Annotated in this window: 14 protein-coding genes; 7 read left to right on the top strand and 7 right to left on the bottom strand. The window is 72.0% G+C overall.

Annotated elements, in window-relative coordinates; genetic code table 11:
* Positions 1–337 precede the first annotated feature (337 nt).
* A complete protein-coding gene (locus HNR70_RS13630) occupies positions 338–1,276 on the top strand; it encodes a hypothetical protein (RefSeq protein ID WP_221421140.1) in 939 nt (312 codons plus the stop codon).
* Between the two features lie 104 nt (positions 1,277–1,380).
* Positions 1,381–2,595 (top strand): toxic anion resistance protein, encoded by a 1,215-nt coding sequence (locus HNR70_RS13635; protein ID WP_184326140.1) that lies wholly within the window; start codon positions 1,381–1,383, stop codon positions 2,593–2,595.
* A gap of 146 nt (positions 2,596–2,741) precedes the next feature.
* Here the strand turns inward: HNR70_RS13635 and HNR70_RS13640 are convergent, their stop codons facing one another.
* Together HNR70_RS13640 and HNR70_RS13645 are read right to left on the bottom strand one after the other, a co-directional pair.
* Positions 2,742–3,212: a VOC family protein gene (locus tag HNR70_RS13640; RefSeq protein ID WP_184326141.1), complete on the bottom strand. Its 471-nt coding sequence runs from the start codon at positions 3,210–3,212 to the stop codon at positions 2,742–2,744.
* Positions 3,213–3,473: 261 nt separating this feature from the next.
* Entirely contained in the window at positions 3,474–3,710 is a 237-nt protein-coding gene (locus HNR70_RS13645; protein ID WP_184326142.1) for a hypothetical protein, read from the bottom strand.
* Here HNR70_RS13645 and HNR70_RS13650 point away from each other — a divergent pair.
* The 3 genes from HNR70_RS13650 (at position 3,709) to HNR70_RS13660 (ending at position 5,414) form a co-directional block, all read left to right on the top strand.
* Positions 3,709–4,251 carry a Gfo/Idh/MocA family oxidoreductase gene (locus tag HNR70_RS13650; protein ID WP_184326143.1) on the top strand — a complete coding sequence of 181 codons (543 nt, stop codon included), beginning with the start codon at positions 3,709–3,711 and terminating at the stop codon, positions 4,249–4,251. The genes HNR70_RS13645 and HNR70_RS13650 overlap by 2 nt on opposite strands.
* 153 nt (positions 4,252–4,404) lie before the next feature.
* Positions 4,405–5,016: a dihydrofolate reductase family protein gene (locus HNR70_RS13655; protein WP_184326144.1), complete on the top strand. Its 612-nt coding sequence runs from the start codon at positions 4,405–4,407 to the stop codon at positions 5,014–5,016.
* Complete coding sequence (locus HNR70_RS13660) at positions 5,013–5,414, top strand: SRPBCC family protein (RefSeq protein WP_184326145.1); 402 nt, start codon at positions 5,013–5,015, stop codon at positions 5,412–5,414. Before HNR70_RS13655 ends, HNR70_RS13660 begins: the two co-directional genes overlap by 4 nt.
* Before the next feature lie 103 nt (positions 5,415–5,517).
* On the opposite strand, the gene HNR70_RS13665 is transcribed toward HNR70_RS13660, so the two are convergent.
* The 5 genes from HNR70_RS13665 to HNR70_RS13685 all read right to left on the bottom strand — a co-directional run bounded on the left by HNR70_RS13665 (position 5,518) and on the right by HNR70_RS13685 (position 12,784).
* The gene (locus HNR70_RS13665; RefSeq protein ID WP_184326146.1) at positions 5,518–8,250 is read right to left on the bottom strand and encodes a sugar-binding protein; all 2,733 of its coding nucleotides are present in this window, start codon (positions 8,248–8,250) and stop codon (positions 5,518–5,520) included.
* A gap of 213 nt (positions 8,251–8,463) precedes the next feature.
* Positions 8,464–9,639: a carbohydrate kinase family protein gene (locus HNR70_RS13670; RefSeq protein WP_184326147.1), complete on the bottom strand. Its 1,176-nt coding sequence runs from the start codon at positions 9,637–9,639 to the stop codon at positions 8,464–8,466.
* On the bottom strand, positions 9,639–10,442 hold the full coding sequence (locus HNR70_RS13675; RefSeq protein WP_184326148.1) for a carbohydrate ABC transporter permease: 804 nt from the start codon (positions 10,440–10,442) through the stop codon (positions 9,639–9,641). Before HNR70_RS13675 ends, HNR70_RS13670 begins: the two co-directional genes overlap by 1 nt.
* On the bottom strand, positions 10,439–11,404 hold the full coding sequence (locus HNR70_RS13680) for a carbohydrate ABC transporter permease (RefSeq protein ID WP_376768829.1): 966 nt from the start codon (positions 11,402–11,404) through the stop codon (positions 10,439–10,441). The genes HNR70_RS13675 and HNR70_RS13680 overlap by 4 nt, the downstream gene beginning before the upstream one ends.
* Positions 11,405–11,410: 6 nt before the next feature.
* Positions 11,411–12,784, bottom strand: coding sequence for an ABC transporter substrate-binding protein (locus HNR70_RS13685; RefSeq protein ID WP_184326149.1), 1,374 nt, complete (start codon positions 12,782–12,784; stop codon positions 11,411–11,413).
* 146 nt (positions 12,785–12,930) lie between these two features.
* On the opposite strand from HNR70_RS13685, the gene HNR70_RS13690 reads away from it, so the two are divergent.
* Positions 12,931–14,364 (top strand): family 4 glycosyl hydrolase, encoded by a 1,434-nt coding sequence (locus tag HNR70_RS13690; protein ID WP_184326150.1) that lies wholly within the window; start codon positions 12,931–12,933, stop codon positions 14,362–14,364.
* 321 nt (positions 14,365–14,685) lie between these two features.
* Positions 14,686–15,939 carry an ATP-binding protein gene (locus HNR70_RS13695; RefSeq protein ID WP_184326151.1) on the top strand — a complete coding sequence of 418 codons (1,254 nt, stop codon included), beginning with the start codon at positions 14,686–14,688 and terminating at the stop codon, positions 15,937–15,939.
* Positions 15,940–16,017: the final 78 nt, after the last annotated feature.

Below are 16,017 nucleotides of genomic sequence, written 5' to 3' on the forward strand. Positions count from 1 at the left end.
GGCCCGCACCCAGTACCTGAAATCTAGGGCGTGACCGGCGGGAGCGCGATGGGGTGAACTCCCTGGGGAGAACTCCCCATCCCTGGCGGATCGGGCATCTCGCCGGCAGTGGTAGGTCGTGCGGTGGTGGTGCAGGCGGCGGGCGGCGGGCCGGGGGATCGCGCCCATGCACCGTCCGGTTAACCCCCATGTTCCGCGGAGGCCGGCGCGATAGCCTTCCAGAAGCCCGCCACTTCCAGTGAGCCATGAGGAGCCAGTGACCCGAGGACACGAGCCGTCGGCCGACGGGAGCTCCGGCGCCAGCCGCCTCCCGGACCCCGCTGTGCCTGGAGACGCCGTGCCCGAAGCCGCTCTGCCCGAAGGCGCTGTGCCCGCGCCCGAGCACGCCGGTCCGTCGGCAGAGGCCCGCCCGTCGGCCGACGCCCGCCCCGAGCACGTGCGGCCCGGGGACCAGGACCTGCCGTGGAAGGCGACGGCCGAGCGGCGCGACCTGTGGGGCCCGAAGGCGCCCGACGAGAACCGCGCGCTCGAGGGCACGGTCCGCTCCCCCGCCTCGCGCGCCCTGGACCGCCCCCGCGGCCACAGCCCCCTGCTGCGGTTCGGCGTGCCGCTGCTGGTGGGCGGGATCGCCGGGGTCGCCACCCTCGTGCTCGGCCTCGGCACCGGGATCGTCGGCCCCCTGCTCGCGCTCGTCGCCGCGGCGGGCGTGGGCATCGTCGCCGGCAGCGGCACCGGCGCGGCCGTGCGCCTGCTGCCCGAGAAGGAGAGTGCCGACCGGCCGGTGCTGGACACGTCCCTGCACGGCGGCACCCGCGAGGTGCTCCAGCGGATCCTGGACGCGAACGCGAGCACCCGCGAGCGGCTCGTGAGCCTGCGCCCTGCGGCGAGCGCGGCGCCGGCCGCCAAGCTGCTCACCGACGTGGAGACGCTGCTGGAGCGGATCGACGCGCTCGTCGGCTCCGAGCAGGTGCAGTCGCTGCGCCCGTCGGCCGGGGAGGTGACCATGCTTGAGGGCATGGCGACCCGCTACGTCCCCGACCTCGTCGACTCCGCCGCCGACATCATCGGCTTCCTGCGCACCTTCGCCGGCACCGCCCGCGAGGAGGCGCTGGCGAACCTCACCGCCATCGACCAGCAGCTCGGCGTGCTCGGCGAGGGCGTGGAGAGGATCGAGCGGGACGTCGTGGGCGGGGTCTCCCATTCCCTCGAGGTGCACGCCGAGTTCCTCCGCGCCCGCTTCGCCGACCAGCACCTGAACCCGATCATCGACGTCTGACCCGACCCGTCGGCAGACCCCGTCGGCCGATCCCGTCGGTCGACCCGCCCAGACCCACACAGACAGACCCGCAGACCATCCCACCGACCCGCCAGGAGGCACCGATGGACAAGCTCCAGCCCCCCACCCCCGCCCAGGAGATCACCCCGGCCGAGCCGGTCGAGGAGATCAGCGACTCCGACGCCGTCTCCGTGCTCCCGGACCTGCCCGCCGAGCAGCAGCAGCAGCTCGAGCAGCGCGCCGACGCCTGGGTGGACCAGGTCTCGGCGATGAACCCGCACTCCCAGGAGTTCACCGACCAGGTCAACGCCCTCGGCGCCGTGGCCCGCCGCACCTTCGAGCGCACCTCCCAGACGTCGTCGCGGTTCATGGAGCAGTCGCTGCGCCAGGCGAAGGACAAGGGCAACGCCCAGGAGTCGGTCGCCAAGTCGCTCAGCGAGCTGCGCACCACCATGGAGGAACTCGCCCCCAAGGAGGAGACCTTCCGCGACAAGGCGCTCGGCTTCCTGCCCGGCCGCAACCGCGCCAAACGCTACTTCCGCAGCTTCGAGTCGAACCAGGACCAGCTCGACGCCGTCCTCTCCTCCCTCTCCCGCGGGCAGGAGGGTCTGCAGCGCGACAACGCGGAGCTGGCCGTGGAGCGAAGGGCGCTGTGGGACGACCTCGGCGCCCTGCAGAAGGCCTCACACCTGCTGGGACTGCTGGACGACCGGGCGGTCGCGAAGGCCGACGAGCTGCGCGCCACCGGCAAGCAGGCCGAGGCGGACGCGCTCGAGCGCGACGTGCTCTTCGCCGTGCGCCAGCGGCGCCAGGACGTGGCCACCCAGATCGCGGTGACCGTCCAGGCCTACATGTCCATGGGCGTCATCGAGGACAACAACACCAAGCTCCAGCAGGGCGTGGAGCGGGCACGCACGACCACCGTCACGGCACTGCGCACCGCGGTGATCACGGCGCAGGCGCTGGAGAACCAGAAGCTGGTGCTCGACCAGATCGATGCCGTCAACGCCACCACCGACGGCCTCATCAACAGCACCTCGAAGATGCTGGCCGAGAACTCGGTGAAGATCCAGCAGCAGGCCGCGACCTCGGGCGTCTCCGCGGAGACGCTGCAGAAGGCGTTCGACAACCTGTTCACCACGATGGACGGCATCGACACCTTCCGCACCCAGGCGAACCAGAACTTCCTCACCACGGTGACGAACCTGGAGCACCAGGTCCAGCGCGCCCGCCCCTACCTGGAGCGGATGCAGCAGGAGCGCCCCGAGCACGCCGAGATCGAGAGCGCCGCGAGCCTGCTGGAGATCGAGGACCGGTGACGCGGGTGGGGGCGCGCTGAGGGCAGGTGGCCGAGGCGCGGTGCTGAGGCGCCCCTCCCCCGGTTACTGACAAGTCATGTGCGTTTGTGTTCCATCCATGGAACACAGACGCACATGCCTTTCGGGTAACCCCTACGGGGCAGGACTCACTTGGCCTCGGGATCGGGCTGGTGGATGCCGAAGACGTTGTTCTCGGTGTCGTGGAAGTAGCCCTGCCATGCCATGCCCGGCAGCGCGTACTTGGGCAGCGCCTCCGTGCCGCCGGCGGCGAGGATCTTCGCGGCGACCGCGTCGTAGTCGGCAACCCCCATCGTGATCACGGCGCCCATGACCGGGCCACCCACCTCGGCGTTCGTCCCGCCCGGACGTCCCATGATCGCGCCGTCGATGCCAGCGCCCGAGGTGCCGGTAGTGATCCCGAAGTAGGGCATGCCCGCGAACCCGGACCAGTCCTCGCTCCTCCACCCGAACACCTCGGAGTAGAAGGCGACGGCGCGAGCGGGGTCCTCGGCCTGGATCTCGAAGTGGACGGGCCTGCCGAGCGTGTAGTCGCCCTCGGCGGGGGCGGTGTCGCTCTGCTCGGCAGAGTTCCCGGGGGTGGGGTCGTTCTCGGTCATCGCGGGTCCTCTCGATGCTGCGGGCGGGACGCACGGGGTGGGCGTCCCTGTCCGGCGACAGGGTAGGCCGACGCCGCCGCGGGGGCGAGGGGCTGACCGGGTGGGCGCCCGATCGGGTGGGCTCCGGGCGATGGGTGGATGCCCGGCGGATGGGTGCCAGCCGAATGGCTGCCGGCCGACGCCCACCACTCACCCCAGGCGCACGACCTCCCCGGTCTCCGCGGAGCGGCGGGCGGCGGCGAACTGCTCGTAGTACTCGACTTAGGAGCCCTGGGCCGAGGGGATCTCGCGGTCGCCGGCGGCGGTGTGGAGGGTGCCCCAGTACTCAGGGGCGTCGTAGCCCCAGGATCTCGGGTCGTCCGCGGGACGCTTGCCGGCGAAGATCGCCTGGGCCTGCACATCAGTGCTTTCCGCCTCGTAGGAGCCGGCCTCGCCGTAGGCGCGCAGGGTGCGGCGGTGGAGATGGTTGAGCTTGGTGGAGCTCGCATAGCTGGTCATGCCCGAAGTGTGGCGCACCGTGATCACCGAGCGCCCGAAGCCCGCCGCCGGCGCGATCGGCCACGGCGCCTCGACCTCCACCGAGCGCGGCCCCGTCGACAACGACGACATCGCGCTGCTGAACGTCGCCTTCGAGAACGGTGCGGCCGGCCAGATCGAGCTCAGCCGCATCGCCCAGGGCGTTCCCAACTCCCTCGGCGTCGAGGTGTTCGCCACGAACGGGCACGTCACCTTCGAGTCCCAGCGCGCCGGCGAGTTCACGATCTTCGAGGCCGGGCTCACCGACGACGCCTACAACGGCCCGCGCACCGTGGTCACCGGCCCCGAGCACCCCTACTTCCGCGACGTCGCCGCGATGCCGGGCGGCGGCGTCGGCACCGGCTACGCCGAGGCGTTCACCGCCGAGATCCAGGAGTTCGTACGCGCGATCGGCGAGGGCTCCGCGATGGACACCGACTTCGCCGCGGCGACGGCGATGATGCGCGTGGTCGGCGCGGCGCTGGAGTCCAGCCGCACCGGCGCGGCGGTCCAGGTGGGCTGACAGCCTTCTCGATCCTCCTCGACCCTCAGCGGGCCGGTCCCGGCGCGGGTGCTCCCGCGGCGGGACCGGCTCGTCGTCATGCAGGGCGCCGCAGGATCGGACACACCCCGCCGGTGCGCCTGCCCTACGGTGGAGGGGACCGAAGGAGGCCTCATGCGCCCGCTCGTCCTCACCCAGAACGTCACCGCCGACGGCAGCATCGAGATGCTCGACGACTGGTTCGACCCGTCGGCCGACGATTCCGACCAGCTCGAGATCACCGCCCGCGGCAGCGCTGCCTGCAACGCGATCCTGCTGGGCAGGAAGACCTTCGAGGACTTCCGCGGCTACTGGCCGCAGCAGGCCGACGACACCACCGGCATCACCGACGAGCTGAACGCGCTGCAGAAGTACGTGGTCAGCTCGACCATGACCGACCCCGGCTGGCAGAACTCCACCATCCTGTCCGGCGACCCCGTCGCGCAGGTGCGGGGGCTGAAGGCGACGGAGGGCGAGGAGATCTCGCTGACCGGCTCGATCACGCTGTGCCACGCCCTGATCGCGGCGGGGCTCGTGGACGCCTACGTCCTGTGGACATATCCGTACGTCCAGGGGCGCGGCCGTCGCCTGTTCCCCGAGGGGCATGTCGAGTCGCTGGAGCTCGTCGAGCACCTCTCCTTCGCCTCCGGCATCACCTACACCCGCTGGAACGCCGCCCGAGCCCGACAGACCGCACCCGACGCACCGCCCGAGCACCACTCCGAGCACGAGGAGGAGTCGCCATGACCGCCACGCAGGACCAGTCCACCGCCCAGATGTCCGCCCGCCGACAGGTGAATGCCCCGCTCTCCGCGGTCTTCGCCCTGGAGCCGAACCGCGTGATCGCCTGGATGCCCGGGCAGTACGGGCCGGACGGCGAGATCGGCGCGGCCGGGTGGACCTGGCGGTACGACCTCGCGCCGACCGCGGGCCCGTCGGCCGACGGGGCTGCCGCCGACGGGACTGCCGCCGACGGGACTGCCGCCGACGGAGCTGCCGCCGCGACCGACGTGACCCTGACCTACGACTGGTCCGCCGTGCCCGAGCCCCTGCGCGAGAGGTTCAGCCTCCCGCCCTTCGGCCAGGAGTTCCTCGAGCAGTCGCTCGAGAGCCTGGCGCAGGCGGTCGAGGGGAGGCATGACTGAGGACGCGCGCCGCGTCCTCGTCGCGTGAGCGCCGGAGTGCGGGCACCGGAGCATCGCTCCGGCACCCGCCTTCCCCGCATGAGCAGGAACTACTCCGCGTCGCTCACTTCACTGCCACGGTCCCGGCAACGGCTCCGTGGTCGTTCTCGAGCGACACCGCGACCGTCAGGGACGTTCCCGCGGGAACATCTGCGTCGACCGGGATCGCGTAGGTGGACCGGCCGGCGCCGACGTCCTGGGCGTCCAGCGCACCGACCCGCTTCTCCCCGTCCCAAAGGTACGCGCGCAGCGTCCCCGCCTCACCGGTGCGGATCCGCACCGACACCTCGCCGCCGCGGCGAGAGGCCTGGTCCAGGCGCAGCGCGCCGCTGCCCAGCCAGGGGAACCCGCCGAGCCCGACCTCGTCGGCCGCCGCCTGCAGGATCGACTGCACGGACTCGACAGAGCGCGCGGACGTATCGGGGATGCGCGGCTCCACCGGCGCGTCGGGCCCCGGCGCGAGGCCGGGAAGCTCGAGCACGCCCCAGCGGAACGGATCCGCCTGCACCCCGGGGAAGGTCGACCAGCCGATACGCGACTGACCGGTGTTGTCCTGGGTGTCGGAGTCGTAGACGACCACGTTGAAGCCGACCTTCGTCGGGTCGATCCCGTCGGGCAGCTCCGCGAAGGGGATCGTCGTCTCGACGACGTACCCCTCGTAGGGGTCCGAGATCTTCGCGGCGATCCGCACGGACGGGGCGACCTGGTCGATCGGGCCCTGGCGGTTGTCGTGGTCGCGCCCGGCGACCGGGCCTCCGATCCCGCCGTCCACCGCGGTGCCGGGCAGGGCACCGAGGATGAAGGTGGTGGCGGTGTTGTCGGAGGTGCCGCGCGGGTCGATCATGATCTCGATCGAGTCGGTGCGGAAGCGCTGCTTGTTGTCCTCCGGGGGCAGCAGGGTGCCGAGCACGTCGTCGGTGACCTGCACGAACACGTGCAGCGCCGTGTCGTCGTAGGTGACCCAGGTGGTGCCGGAGGCGTCCTCGGGGGTGACGGCCTGGCCCTCCCACAGGGTGCCGATGTCGATCGGGTCGCCCGGGTACTCGCCCGTGCCGCGCTGCGCATCGACCTCCACGCCCTCGGTGCGGGTGGCGACCAGGCGCGGCACCAGGTGCAGGCCCTGCGCCCTCGGCGCGCTCACGCCGCCCGCCGCGGCGGTGACCGTCACCGCGTACACCCCGCCGTCCGGGGCGCGGTTGGCGGTGGGCAATGAAGGATCGGTGTTCTCGATCCGCACCGTCGCCGTCGCCTCGCCGAGCGCGGGCACGCCCTCGACGAGCAGCTGCGGCGGGTCGGCGGCGAAGCCCTCCGGCAGCTCGAGGGTGACCTCCGCGTCGCGCACCTCTTCGGAGTTGTTGCGCACCACGATGCCGAACTCCTCGGCGCGGCCCTGGCCGAGCGAGCGCCGGGTGGGGACCAGCGCGTCCAGGCGCTGCATCCCGAGCTCCTCGGTCCACTGCAGGAATGCCGCGATCTCGGGGCGGTCGGCGATCCCGGCCTCCACGATCCCGGCGGTGCGCAGAGGCAGCACGTTCTCGCCGCTGCCCTTCTTCGAGGTCGCACGGGCACGCAGCAGGACATGCTGCCCGGGGGCGGCGTCAGCCGGGACCTGCACCGTGAAGGTCGCGGTGCGGGACTGCTTGGCAGGGACGGTGCCGACGTTCTGGGCACGGCCGACGGACCAGCCCTCGGGCACCTCGAGAGCGACGCTCACCCCCGGCAGCGCGCTGCCGGGCGCGCCGATCACCACGTCGACGTCGACGCTCGCGCCGGGACGGACGGCGAACAGCTCGCTGCGCAGCTCGAGCGTGGTGCCCAGCGGCAGCCCGCCCTCGATCGGGAGGGTCGCGCCCTGCAGCGCTGCGGTGTCCGAGCTGGTCGGGTCCGCGAGCGGGGTGCGGGAGTCGATGAGGGTGAACCAGGCAGCAGGGATCTTCGCGGGGTCGGAGGTGGTGGGCGGGAAGACGTGCCAGCCCTGGGTGCGGTAGGCGTGGATCGAATCGTCACGCACAGCGCTCCACCGCTTGCCGTGGCGGCGCGACTCGGTGCCGTTCCAGGCGCCGAAGACAACGTCGCTCGCGATCACGGGGGTGTACCCGGTGGAGACCGCGTCCGGTCCCGTGGGTCCCTGCCCGTCGGACCCCGAGCGCAGCAGGCGTCGCGGGGAGAACGGCTTCAGGCCCTCGTCGAAGTGCTCCGGGAAGACGTCCTCGCGCCCGGCCAGGAGGTAGGCCTCGACGGCGAACATCGCGGCCTGCTGGTGGTTGCCGTGGTTGCCCTGCACGGCCGAAGGATTCATCGTCACGATGACGTCCGGCCGAGTCGCGCGGACCACGCGGATCACACGGCTGAGCACGTTCTGCCCGCCCCACACGTCGTAGCTCAGCGGCGCCGAGAGCGTGTAGAAGAAGTCGACCGCGTCGAGGTTGAAGACGTGCTCGATGCCGGCGAAGCCGACGGCCGTGCGCTCCTCGCCCTCGCGGATCAGACCCAGCGGCGGGCCCTCCTCCAGGCCCACGGCGTTGCCGCCGCCCTCACCGCGGGTGATCGTGATGACGCCGGCCTGCTGCCCCTCGTACTCGTTCCACTGGCCGAAGGCGGCGAGGGTCCAGGCCTCGTCATCCGGGTGGGCTCCGATGTAGAGGATGTCGAGGTCGACGCCGCCATCGGCGAGCGCTCGCTCCGTCGGGGTGAGCTCGGTGAGGTCGAGGGCGGTCGCGCCGGCGGCGAGACCGAGGACGGCCGTGCCCTGCAGCAGGCGACGGCGGGAGACGGTGAGGGTGGACTGTTGCGACATGGGTGCTGACTTCTCTCGTGCGGCGGCGCGTCACTGCGCCGGGCGGACGGCGTCGCGGGGGCGCCGGTGGGGTTCACGCCGAGTCGTGCAGACGTGGGGATGCTGCGATCAGGGAGGAGGAGGGTCCTTTCGTCGTGGGGAGGTCGTGGGGAGAAGGGAGGTGTTGACGCCGGCGGCACCACAGATCGGGAGCACCACTCGAGGCGCTCCCGGTCAGTGCCCGCCCGCGTCGCTGCGCAGCGCGAACGTGCCCTGGGCGCGGCGTCGGCCCAGCACCGGGTGGTCCGGGACCACGCCGTCGAGGAACTCGTAGCCGCCGCGGGTGTAGGCGGCGCGCAGGTCCCCGTCGGCCGCGGCCGCCGAGAGGTGGCGCCACCAGTCGGTGATGTCGCCCCAGCCGGGGGCCGCCAGCGAGCCGCCGAACTGCTGGACGGCGAGGGCGGAGCAGAGCGACGCGAAGCGGAGCCGCTGCGCGAGCGGCCACTGCGCGAGGGTGCCGAGCACGAGCCCGGCGGCGAACACGTCCCCGGCGCCGGTGGTGTCGATGGCGTGCACGGGCACGGCGGGGCAGTACACCTCCTCGCCCGTGGAGGAGTCGATCGCGTAGGCGCCGTCCACCCCGTCGGTCACCACCGCAAGGGGCACCAGGTCGGCGAGCGCGCGCACCGCCTTCCCGGGGCTGTCGGTGCGGGTGTAGGCCGTGGCCTCCAGCGCGTTGGGGGTGAAGGCGTGGCAGTGCTGGAGCGGGGCGAGGTCGGCAGGGTCCCACTTCCCGGTGCTGTCGTAGCCGATGTCGGCGAAGATCAGCGCGCCGCCGCGGGCGAGCTCCGACCACCAGGACGTCTCCCCTGCCAGGTCCACCACGGCCGCACGGGCGGCGGGGGCGCGGGCGATGAGGGAGGAGAGGGGCTCCGGCAGCTCGTGCCCGTGGGTGACCATGGCGCGGTCGCCGTGGGCGGCGATCGACGCGGTCAGCGCCGAGTGGAAGTCCCGGAACTGCTTCGAGGCGGACAGGTCGATGCCCTCCTCGTCGGCCAGGGTGTGCCACATCCAGTCGCCGTAGGCGTCGTCGCCGAACCCCGCCACGAGCCCGGTGCGCAGGCCCAGCCGCGCGGTGGCGGTGGCGAGGTTCGCGATGCCGCCGGGGCTGGAGCCCATGCCCTTGGACCATAGCTCCTCGCCGGGCTGCGGGAGGCGGTCCATGCCGGTGAAGACGATGTCGAAGAAGACCGTGCCGGACAGCAGCACGTCCAGCGGCGGGTCGTCGGCGGTGCGCTGCGCGGCCAGCGGGTCCCAGTCCCCCACCTCGGGAGCCTCCGGAGGGGCGGGCACGGGGCCGCCGGCGGCGGGAGCCCCGTTGGCCGACAGGATCTTGCTGTTCTCGGTCATCACTTGGCGACTCCTTCGAGCATCCCGCGGATGAAGTGGCGCTGCAGGAAGAGGAACAGGATCACGGTGGGAAGCGCGACGATCACGGCGCCGGCGGAGAGCAGCGCGATCTCGGAGGTGTACTGGCCCTGGAAGTTCGCGAGGCCCAGCGGCGCGGTGCGCAGCTTCCCCGACGGAGTCATGATCAGGGCGATGAGGAACTCGTTCCAGGTCCACATGAACACCAGCACCAGCATCGTCACGATCGCGGGGCGGCTGGCGGGGACGAGGATGCTCCTGAGGGCCCGGAAGGCGCCGGCGCCGTCGAGCGCCGCGGCCTCGAGGAGGCTCACGGGCATGGCGCGGAACTGGGCGCGAAGCCAGAAGGTGCCGAAGGCGATGGACTGGGCGACCTGGGGCAGGGCGATCGCGAGGTACGTGTCGGTCAGGCCCAGGGTGCGCAGGTCGAAGAACAGCGGGATGATCGTCGCCTCGGCGGGGATCATCATGCCGAGCAGGAACAGGTAGAACAGCGCCGTCGCGCCGCGGAAGCGCATGGTCCCGAAGGCGTAGCCGGACAGGATCGACAGCGCGGTCGCGGCCACCACCACGATCGCGGCGACCACGATCGAGTTCTGCAGGGACCTGCCGAAGCCGCCGATCGTCCAGGCGTCGACGAAGTTGGAGAGGTAGAACCCGGCCGGCTCCCCCAGCGGCGCGGAGACGGAGGTCGCGAGGATCGTCAGGACCGGGCCGAGAGCGAAGGCCGCGAAGGCGATCAGCAGCACGTAGTTCATGACGGCCTCGCCGCGGGAGACCCTCATGACTCGCGCTCCCCGATGCGGGTGACGCCCACGTTGATCGCGAAGATCAGCAGCGTCAGCACGATCGCGACGGCGGACGCGGAGCCCACCTCGCGCAGGTCGAAGGCGCGGAAGTACACCTCGTAGCTGGGCACGGTCGTGGCGTTGCCGGGCCCGCCGGAGGTGGTCATGTAGACGAGGTCGAAGGTCTTCAGCGCCGCGATGATCGTGAGCACCAGCGCGACGGTGATCTCGCCGCGCACGGCGGGCAGGGTGATCGCGAAGAACTCGCGCAGCGGACCCGCGCCGTCCAGCCGCGCGGCCTCGTACAGCTCCGCGGGGATGCGGCTCATGCCGGACAGCATCAGCAGCATCACGAGCCCCATCTCGATCCAGGTGCCGATGAACCCGACGGACGCGAGCGCGGTCTGCGGGTCGCCGAGCCAGCCGCGGGTGAGACCGTCGAGGCCCACGGCGCTGAGCAGCTGGTTCAGCGGGCCGACGGGCGAGTAGATCTGCCGCCACGCGACCGCGACGACGACCAGGGCGATCACCTGGGGCAGGAAGATCACGGTGCGGAAGAAGCCCATGCCGCGCACCTGGCCGCGGCGCAGGATCGCGGCGAGCACGAGCCCGACGACCAGCGGGATCACCGCATAGAACACGATGAGCACGAGCGCGTTCCCGATCGCGGCGCGGAAGGCGGCGTCCCCGGCGAGGTCGATGTAGTTCTGCAGGCCCACGAAGGTGCTGGCGCCGAAGCCCCGCCACTCGTAGAGGGAGAACTGAGCGGCGCGCAGCAGCGGGTACAGCGCGAACGCGCCGTAGACCAGCAGGGCGGGGAAAATGAACAGGTACGGCGAGAGGGCGGAGCGGGCGACCGCGGAGGGCCGCCCGCTCCGCCCCCGGGCCCGGGACTCGCCCGCGGTGGGGGCAGAGCCCGCGGCCGGGGTGCTGCGAGGGGCCGGGGTGGTCACCGACATGGGGTGTCAGGAGCCCTCGGTGAACGCCGCGTAGTCCTCCTGGAGCGCCTGGGCGGCCGTGACCGGGTCGGTCTGCCCGCCGATGACCTCCTGGAGGGTGGCGCCGGCGGTGTCAGCGAAGGACGGGGTCGCGTAGTCGAGGTAGGGCAGCAGGGTGCCCTCGGTGGAGACCGCGTCGAACGCCTCGTAGATGTCCTTGTTGACGCCGGACTCCGGCGCCAGCTCGGCGGTGCGGTTCACGGGCATGCCGCCGTTCTCGGCGATCAGCGCCATCGCGTCGTCGCTGGTGATGAAGTCGATGTACGCAGCAGCGGCGTCCTTGTTCGCGGCCGCGGCGGGGATCGAGAAGGGGATGCCGGTGCCGCCGGTGGTGGCGACGCCTCCGTCGACGCCGGGCGGCGGGGCCATGAAGCGCAGGTCCTCGCCCATCACGGCCTCCATGTCCGGGCCGAGCCAGGACCCGCCGATGAGGAGCACACCGGTGCCCTTGGTGAACAGCGGCCACGCGTCGTCGTAGGCGAGACCGTTCGGGGAGTCGCCGAGGGCCCCGGAGCTGCCCCACTCGGCGAGCTTCGCGAGCGCCTCCCCGTTCGCGTCGTCGGTCCAGGCGGCACCGGCGTTGCCCATGCCGAGGGTGACGATCTCGTCGGCCGGGACGTAGTTCGCCTGCAGCGGTCCGAAGACGTGCAGCGCCGGCCACTGGTCGAGGTTGCCGAGCATGATCGGCTGCTCCCCGGCTGCGGAGGCGGCGTCGACCAGGGCGAACACCTCCTCCCAGGTGGTGGGGGCCTCGAGGCCCAGGGCGTCCAACTTCGCCTGGGAGTAGTAGATACCGCAGACCTCGCCGGTCTGGGCGAGGCCGTAGAGGTTGCCCTCGCCGAAGGTGACGCCGTCCTCGGAGTAGCGCATCTTGCCCAGCACGCTCGCGCTGAAGCGGTCCTCCCAGCCGTAGGCCTCGGCGTAGCCGGACAGGTCGGTGAGCAGCTGGTCGGCGACGTAGGTGCCCATGTCGCCGCGGGCGTTGTTGACCTGGAGGACGTCGGGGACGTCGTTGCCGGACAGTGCCAGGCCCGTCTGCTGTTGGAGGTCGTCGAAGGACTGGCTCTGCCGCTCGACGGTGATGTTCGGGTACTTCTCCTGGAACGCGTCGATCAGCGCGGTGATCGCGTCGTTCTGGGCGCCGCGGACCTCCTGGTCCCACACCACGAGGGTGACGTCGCCGAGGGAGGCGACGTCGGTGACGACCTCGTCGGCCGACGGGGCCGCGGCGCCGCCGTCGGAGGCATCCCCGCCGCCGGAGTCGGAGCCGGGCGCGCAGGCGGCGAGCAGGCCGAGGGCGCCGAGGGCGGCACCGGTGAGCAGGACGGGACGACGACGCATGGCAGGCCTCCTGAGCAGCGACCGGGCCGGGACGCCCGGGCTCGTCATCGTCTCACGCGCGAGGCCTCGCGGCGCGAACCGTGACCAGGTGGTGACCTGCGATGACGGGTCTCGGCGCGGCTGAGGTGCGGTGCTACGGTGACGCCATGAGGCTCACGATCCTGGGCGGAGGCGGGTTCCGCGTCCCGCTGGTCTACGAGGCAGCGGCCATCGGCGCGACGGGTCTGGTGGTCGACGAGATCTCCCTGCAGGACGTCGATGCGGCGCGCCTGCGCACCATCACCTCGGTCATCGAGGGGCTCGGCGCGCAGCTCCTCGCCTCGGGTCGGGTGGCGGCGCTGCCGCGGCTGACCGCCACGACCGACGTGCGCGAGGCCGTGACCGGCGCGGACTTCGTGTTCAGCGCGATCCGGGTGGGCGGTGCCGAGGCCCGCACCGTCGACGAGCGGGTGGCGCTCGGCCTCGGCCTGCTGGGCCAGGAGACCATCGGCCCCGGCGGCCTCGCCTACGCTCTGCGCACCCTTCCCGTCGCGCTCGACATCGCCCGGACCATCGCCGAGGTCGCGCCGAACGCCTGGGTCATCAACTTCACCAACCCCGCCGGGATCGTCACCGAGGCGCTGCGCGGCGTGCTCGGCGACCGCGCCGTGGGCATCTGCGACACCCCCATCGGCCTGGTGCGCCGCGTGGGCCGACTGCTCGGCGCGGACCTGGTCGCCGGCACGCCGGGCACGGGCGTGGACTACGTGGGCCTGAACCACCTGGGATGGTTGCGCGCGGCGACCGTGGAGGGCGTGGACCGCCTGCCGGGGCTGCTGGCCGACGACGCGGCGCTCGAGGAGATCGAGGAGGCGCGGCTGATCGGCAAGGACTGGGTCCGCGCCGACGGGGCGCTGCCGAACGAGTACCTCTTCTACTACCTGCACACCGACGAGGCGATCCGCCGGATCACCGCCGCGGCCACCACGCGCGGCGAGTTCCTCGCCAAGCAGCAGGGGGACTTCTACCTCGCGGCGGCGGAGGCGGCCGACGGGCCTGCGAGGGCAGGCGGCGCGTGCTGCTCCTCGCCCCTGGACCTCTGGCGCTCCACCCTGCACGAGCGCGAGGCGACCTACATGGCCGAGTCCCGCGACGAGGAGCGGCGTGAGGAGGACATCGCAGGCGGCGGCTACCAGGAGGTGGCGATGCGGCTGATGACCGCGATCGCGACCGGCACGAAGGAGCGGATGATCCTGGACGTCGGCAACATCGCCGCAGGCCGTGAGGACGCCCCCGCGAGCGAACGGATCGTCCCCGAGCTGCCCGCGGACCTCGTGCTCGAGGTGCTGTGCGAGGTCGACGGCGACGGGGTGCACCCCCTGCCCGTCGCCCCGGTGGAGCTGGGGCGGATCGGCATGATGTCCACGCTGCGCTCCGCCGAGCGGGCGATCCTGGAGGCAGCCCGCACCGGTTCCCGCGAGGCCGCCTGGCGCGGCTTCTCCACCCACCCGCTGGTCAGCTCCCCGGAGCTGGGGCGGAAGCTGCTCGAGGGATACGAGGCGGGGCACCCGCAGATCGCGGCGCTGTTCGGGAGGGGCTGAGCCGGAGGGGGGCTGAGCCGGAGGGGCTGAGCCCCGAAGCAGGTCGGGCCGTGACGTTCATCGGCGGTATGGCGATCACTGGCGGCATGCGGGCAGCTCCGCTCGTGAGTGCGAGGTCCGCCGTATTCCGCCCCCTTTCACCACGACGGCCCGCTCACCACGACGGCCCTCTGCCCCGGACGGGCGAGCTCAGCGGTCGCGCTTGTTCGACCTACGACTCCGCGTTTGTAGCACCTGACTCTCCGCGTTTGTAGCACCTAGTCATCCGCGTTTGTTCGACCTGGCCTACCGCGAATGTTCGACCTGAGGTACGGTGCCGTTATGAACTCGCTGTTCACACGGCACCTTCTCCCCCAAGCCACCGACCTGCTCGACGCCTTCCCCGCCGTCGTCATGCAGGGCGCACGGCAGGTCGGGAAGAGCACTCTCGCCGCGATGGTGGCCGAGGGAAGGCCGCACGTCTCGGTGAGCTTCGACGACGATGATGTCCGGGAGTCCGCGAAGCTGGATCCTCGTGCGTTCGTGCGTCAGGCGGGCGAGGGCCTCCTCGTGATCGACGAGGTGCAGCGGAGCCCCGAGATCCTGCTCGCGATCAAGTCGGCGATCGACGCCGACCGCTCGCCCGGACGCTTCCTCCTGACCGGCTCCTCGGATCTCCTGCGCCTCTCCCGCTCCCCCGATTCCCTCGCCGGTCGCGCCGTGACGCTCGATCTCCATGGACTGAGCCAGGGCGAGATCCGCGGGGAAGCCGAGGACTTCGCACGCTGGGTCCGTGCCGCTGACGGCTCCCTCGCCGGGAGTCGCCCGGGGTGGCCCCGTGAGGCCTACATCGACGCGGTGATGAAGGGTGGTTACCCGGAGATCCAGAGACTAGCCGAGCGCCACCATCGCACCTGGTTCGACAGCTACCTGGACCGTCTGCTCACCCGGGATGTCGGTGACGTCTCCCGCGGCCTGTCGACCGACCGGCTCGCGGCCGTCCTCCGACTCGTGGCGGCGAACCAGGGCGGCGAGCTCGTTCAGGCGCGCCTCGCCGACGAGCTGTCCATGCCCCGCTCCGGCGTCTCCGCATACCTCGCCGCGCTCTCCACGATGTACCTCACGCACGATCTCCCCCCGTGGCGCGCGAACCTCACCAAGCGAGAGGTCGGCCGCCGCAAGGTCTCCGTCGCCGACTCCGGGCTCGCCACCAGGTTGACCCGGCTCCGTGCCGCACAGCTCGCGCAGGTGCGCAGCGCCGAGGTGCTCGGCGCTCAGCTCGAGGCCTTCGTCGTGGCACAACTGCTCGCGCAGCGTGGATGGTCCGCGGAGGACTTCGAGGTCTTCCACTTCCGCGATCGCGACGGGCTGGAGGTCGATGTCGTCATGGAGTTCGACGACGGCCGCGTCTTCCTCCTCGAAGTGAAAGCGTCGTCCACTCTCCGTGCCGATCACTCGAAGGGGATCCGGGCGCTCGCGGAGCGCCTGGGGCCGCGATTCCTCGGAGGGGCCGTGCTCGGGCTCATCCCCGAGAGCCGTCAGCTGGCCGAGCGCATCTGGGGGCTTCCCGTCTCCGCGCTCTGGGAGCATCCGTAGGGCCGTCCCCGATCCGTCGGTCGTGGGCGGCGGGGCGGATCTGCACCGTGGCGTTCACCGGCGGTGTGGCCTGAGCCG

The sequence above is a fragment of the Brachybacterium aquaticum genome (assembly GCF_014204755.1).
Taxonomy (GTDB): Bacteria; Actinomycetota; Actinomycetes; order Actinomycetales; family Dermabacteraceae; genus Brachybacterium; species Brachybacterium aquaticum.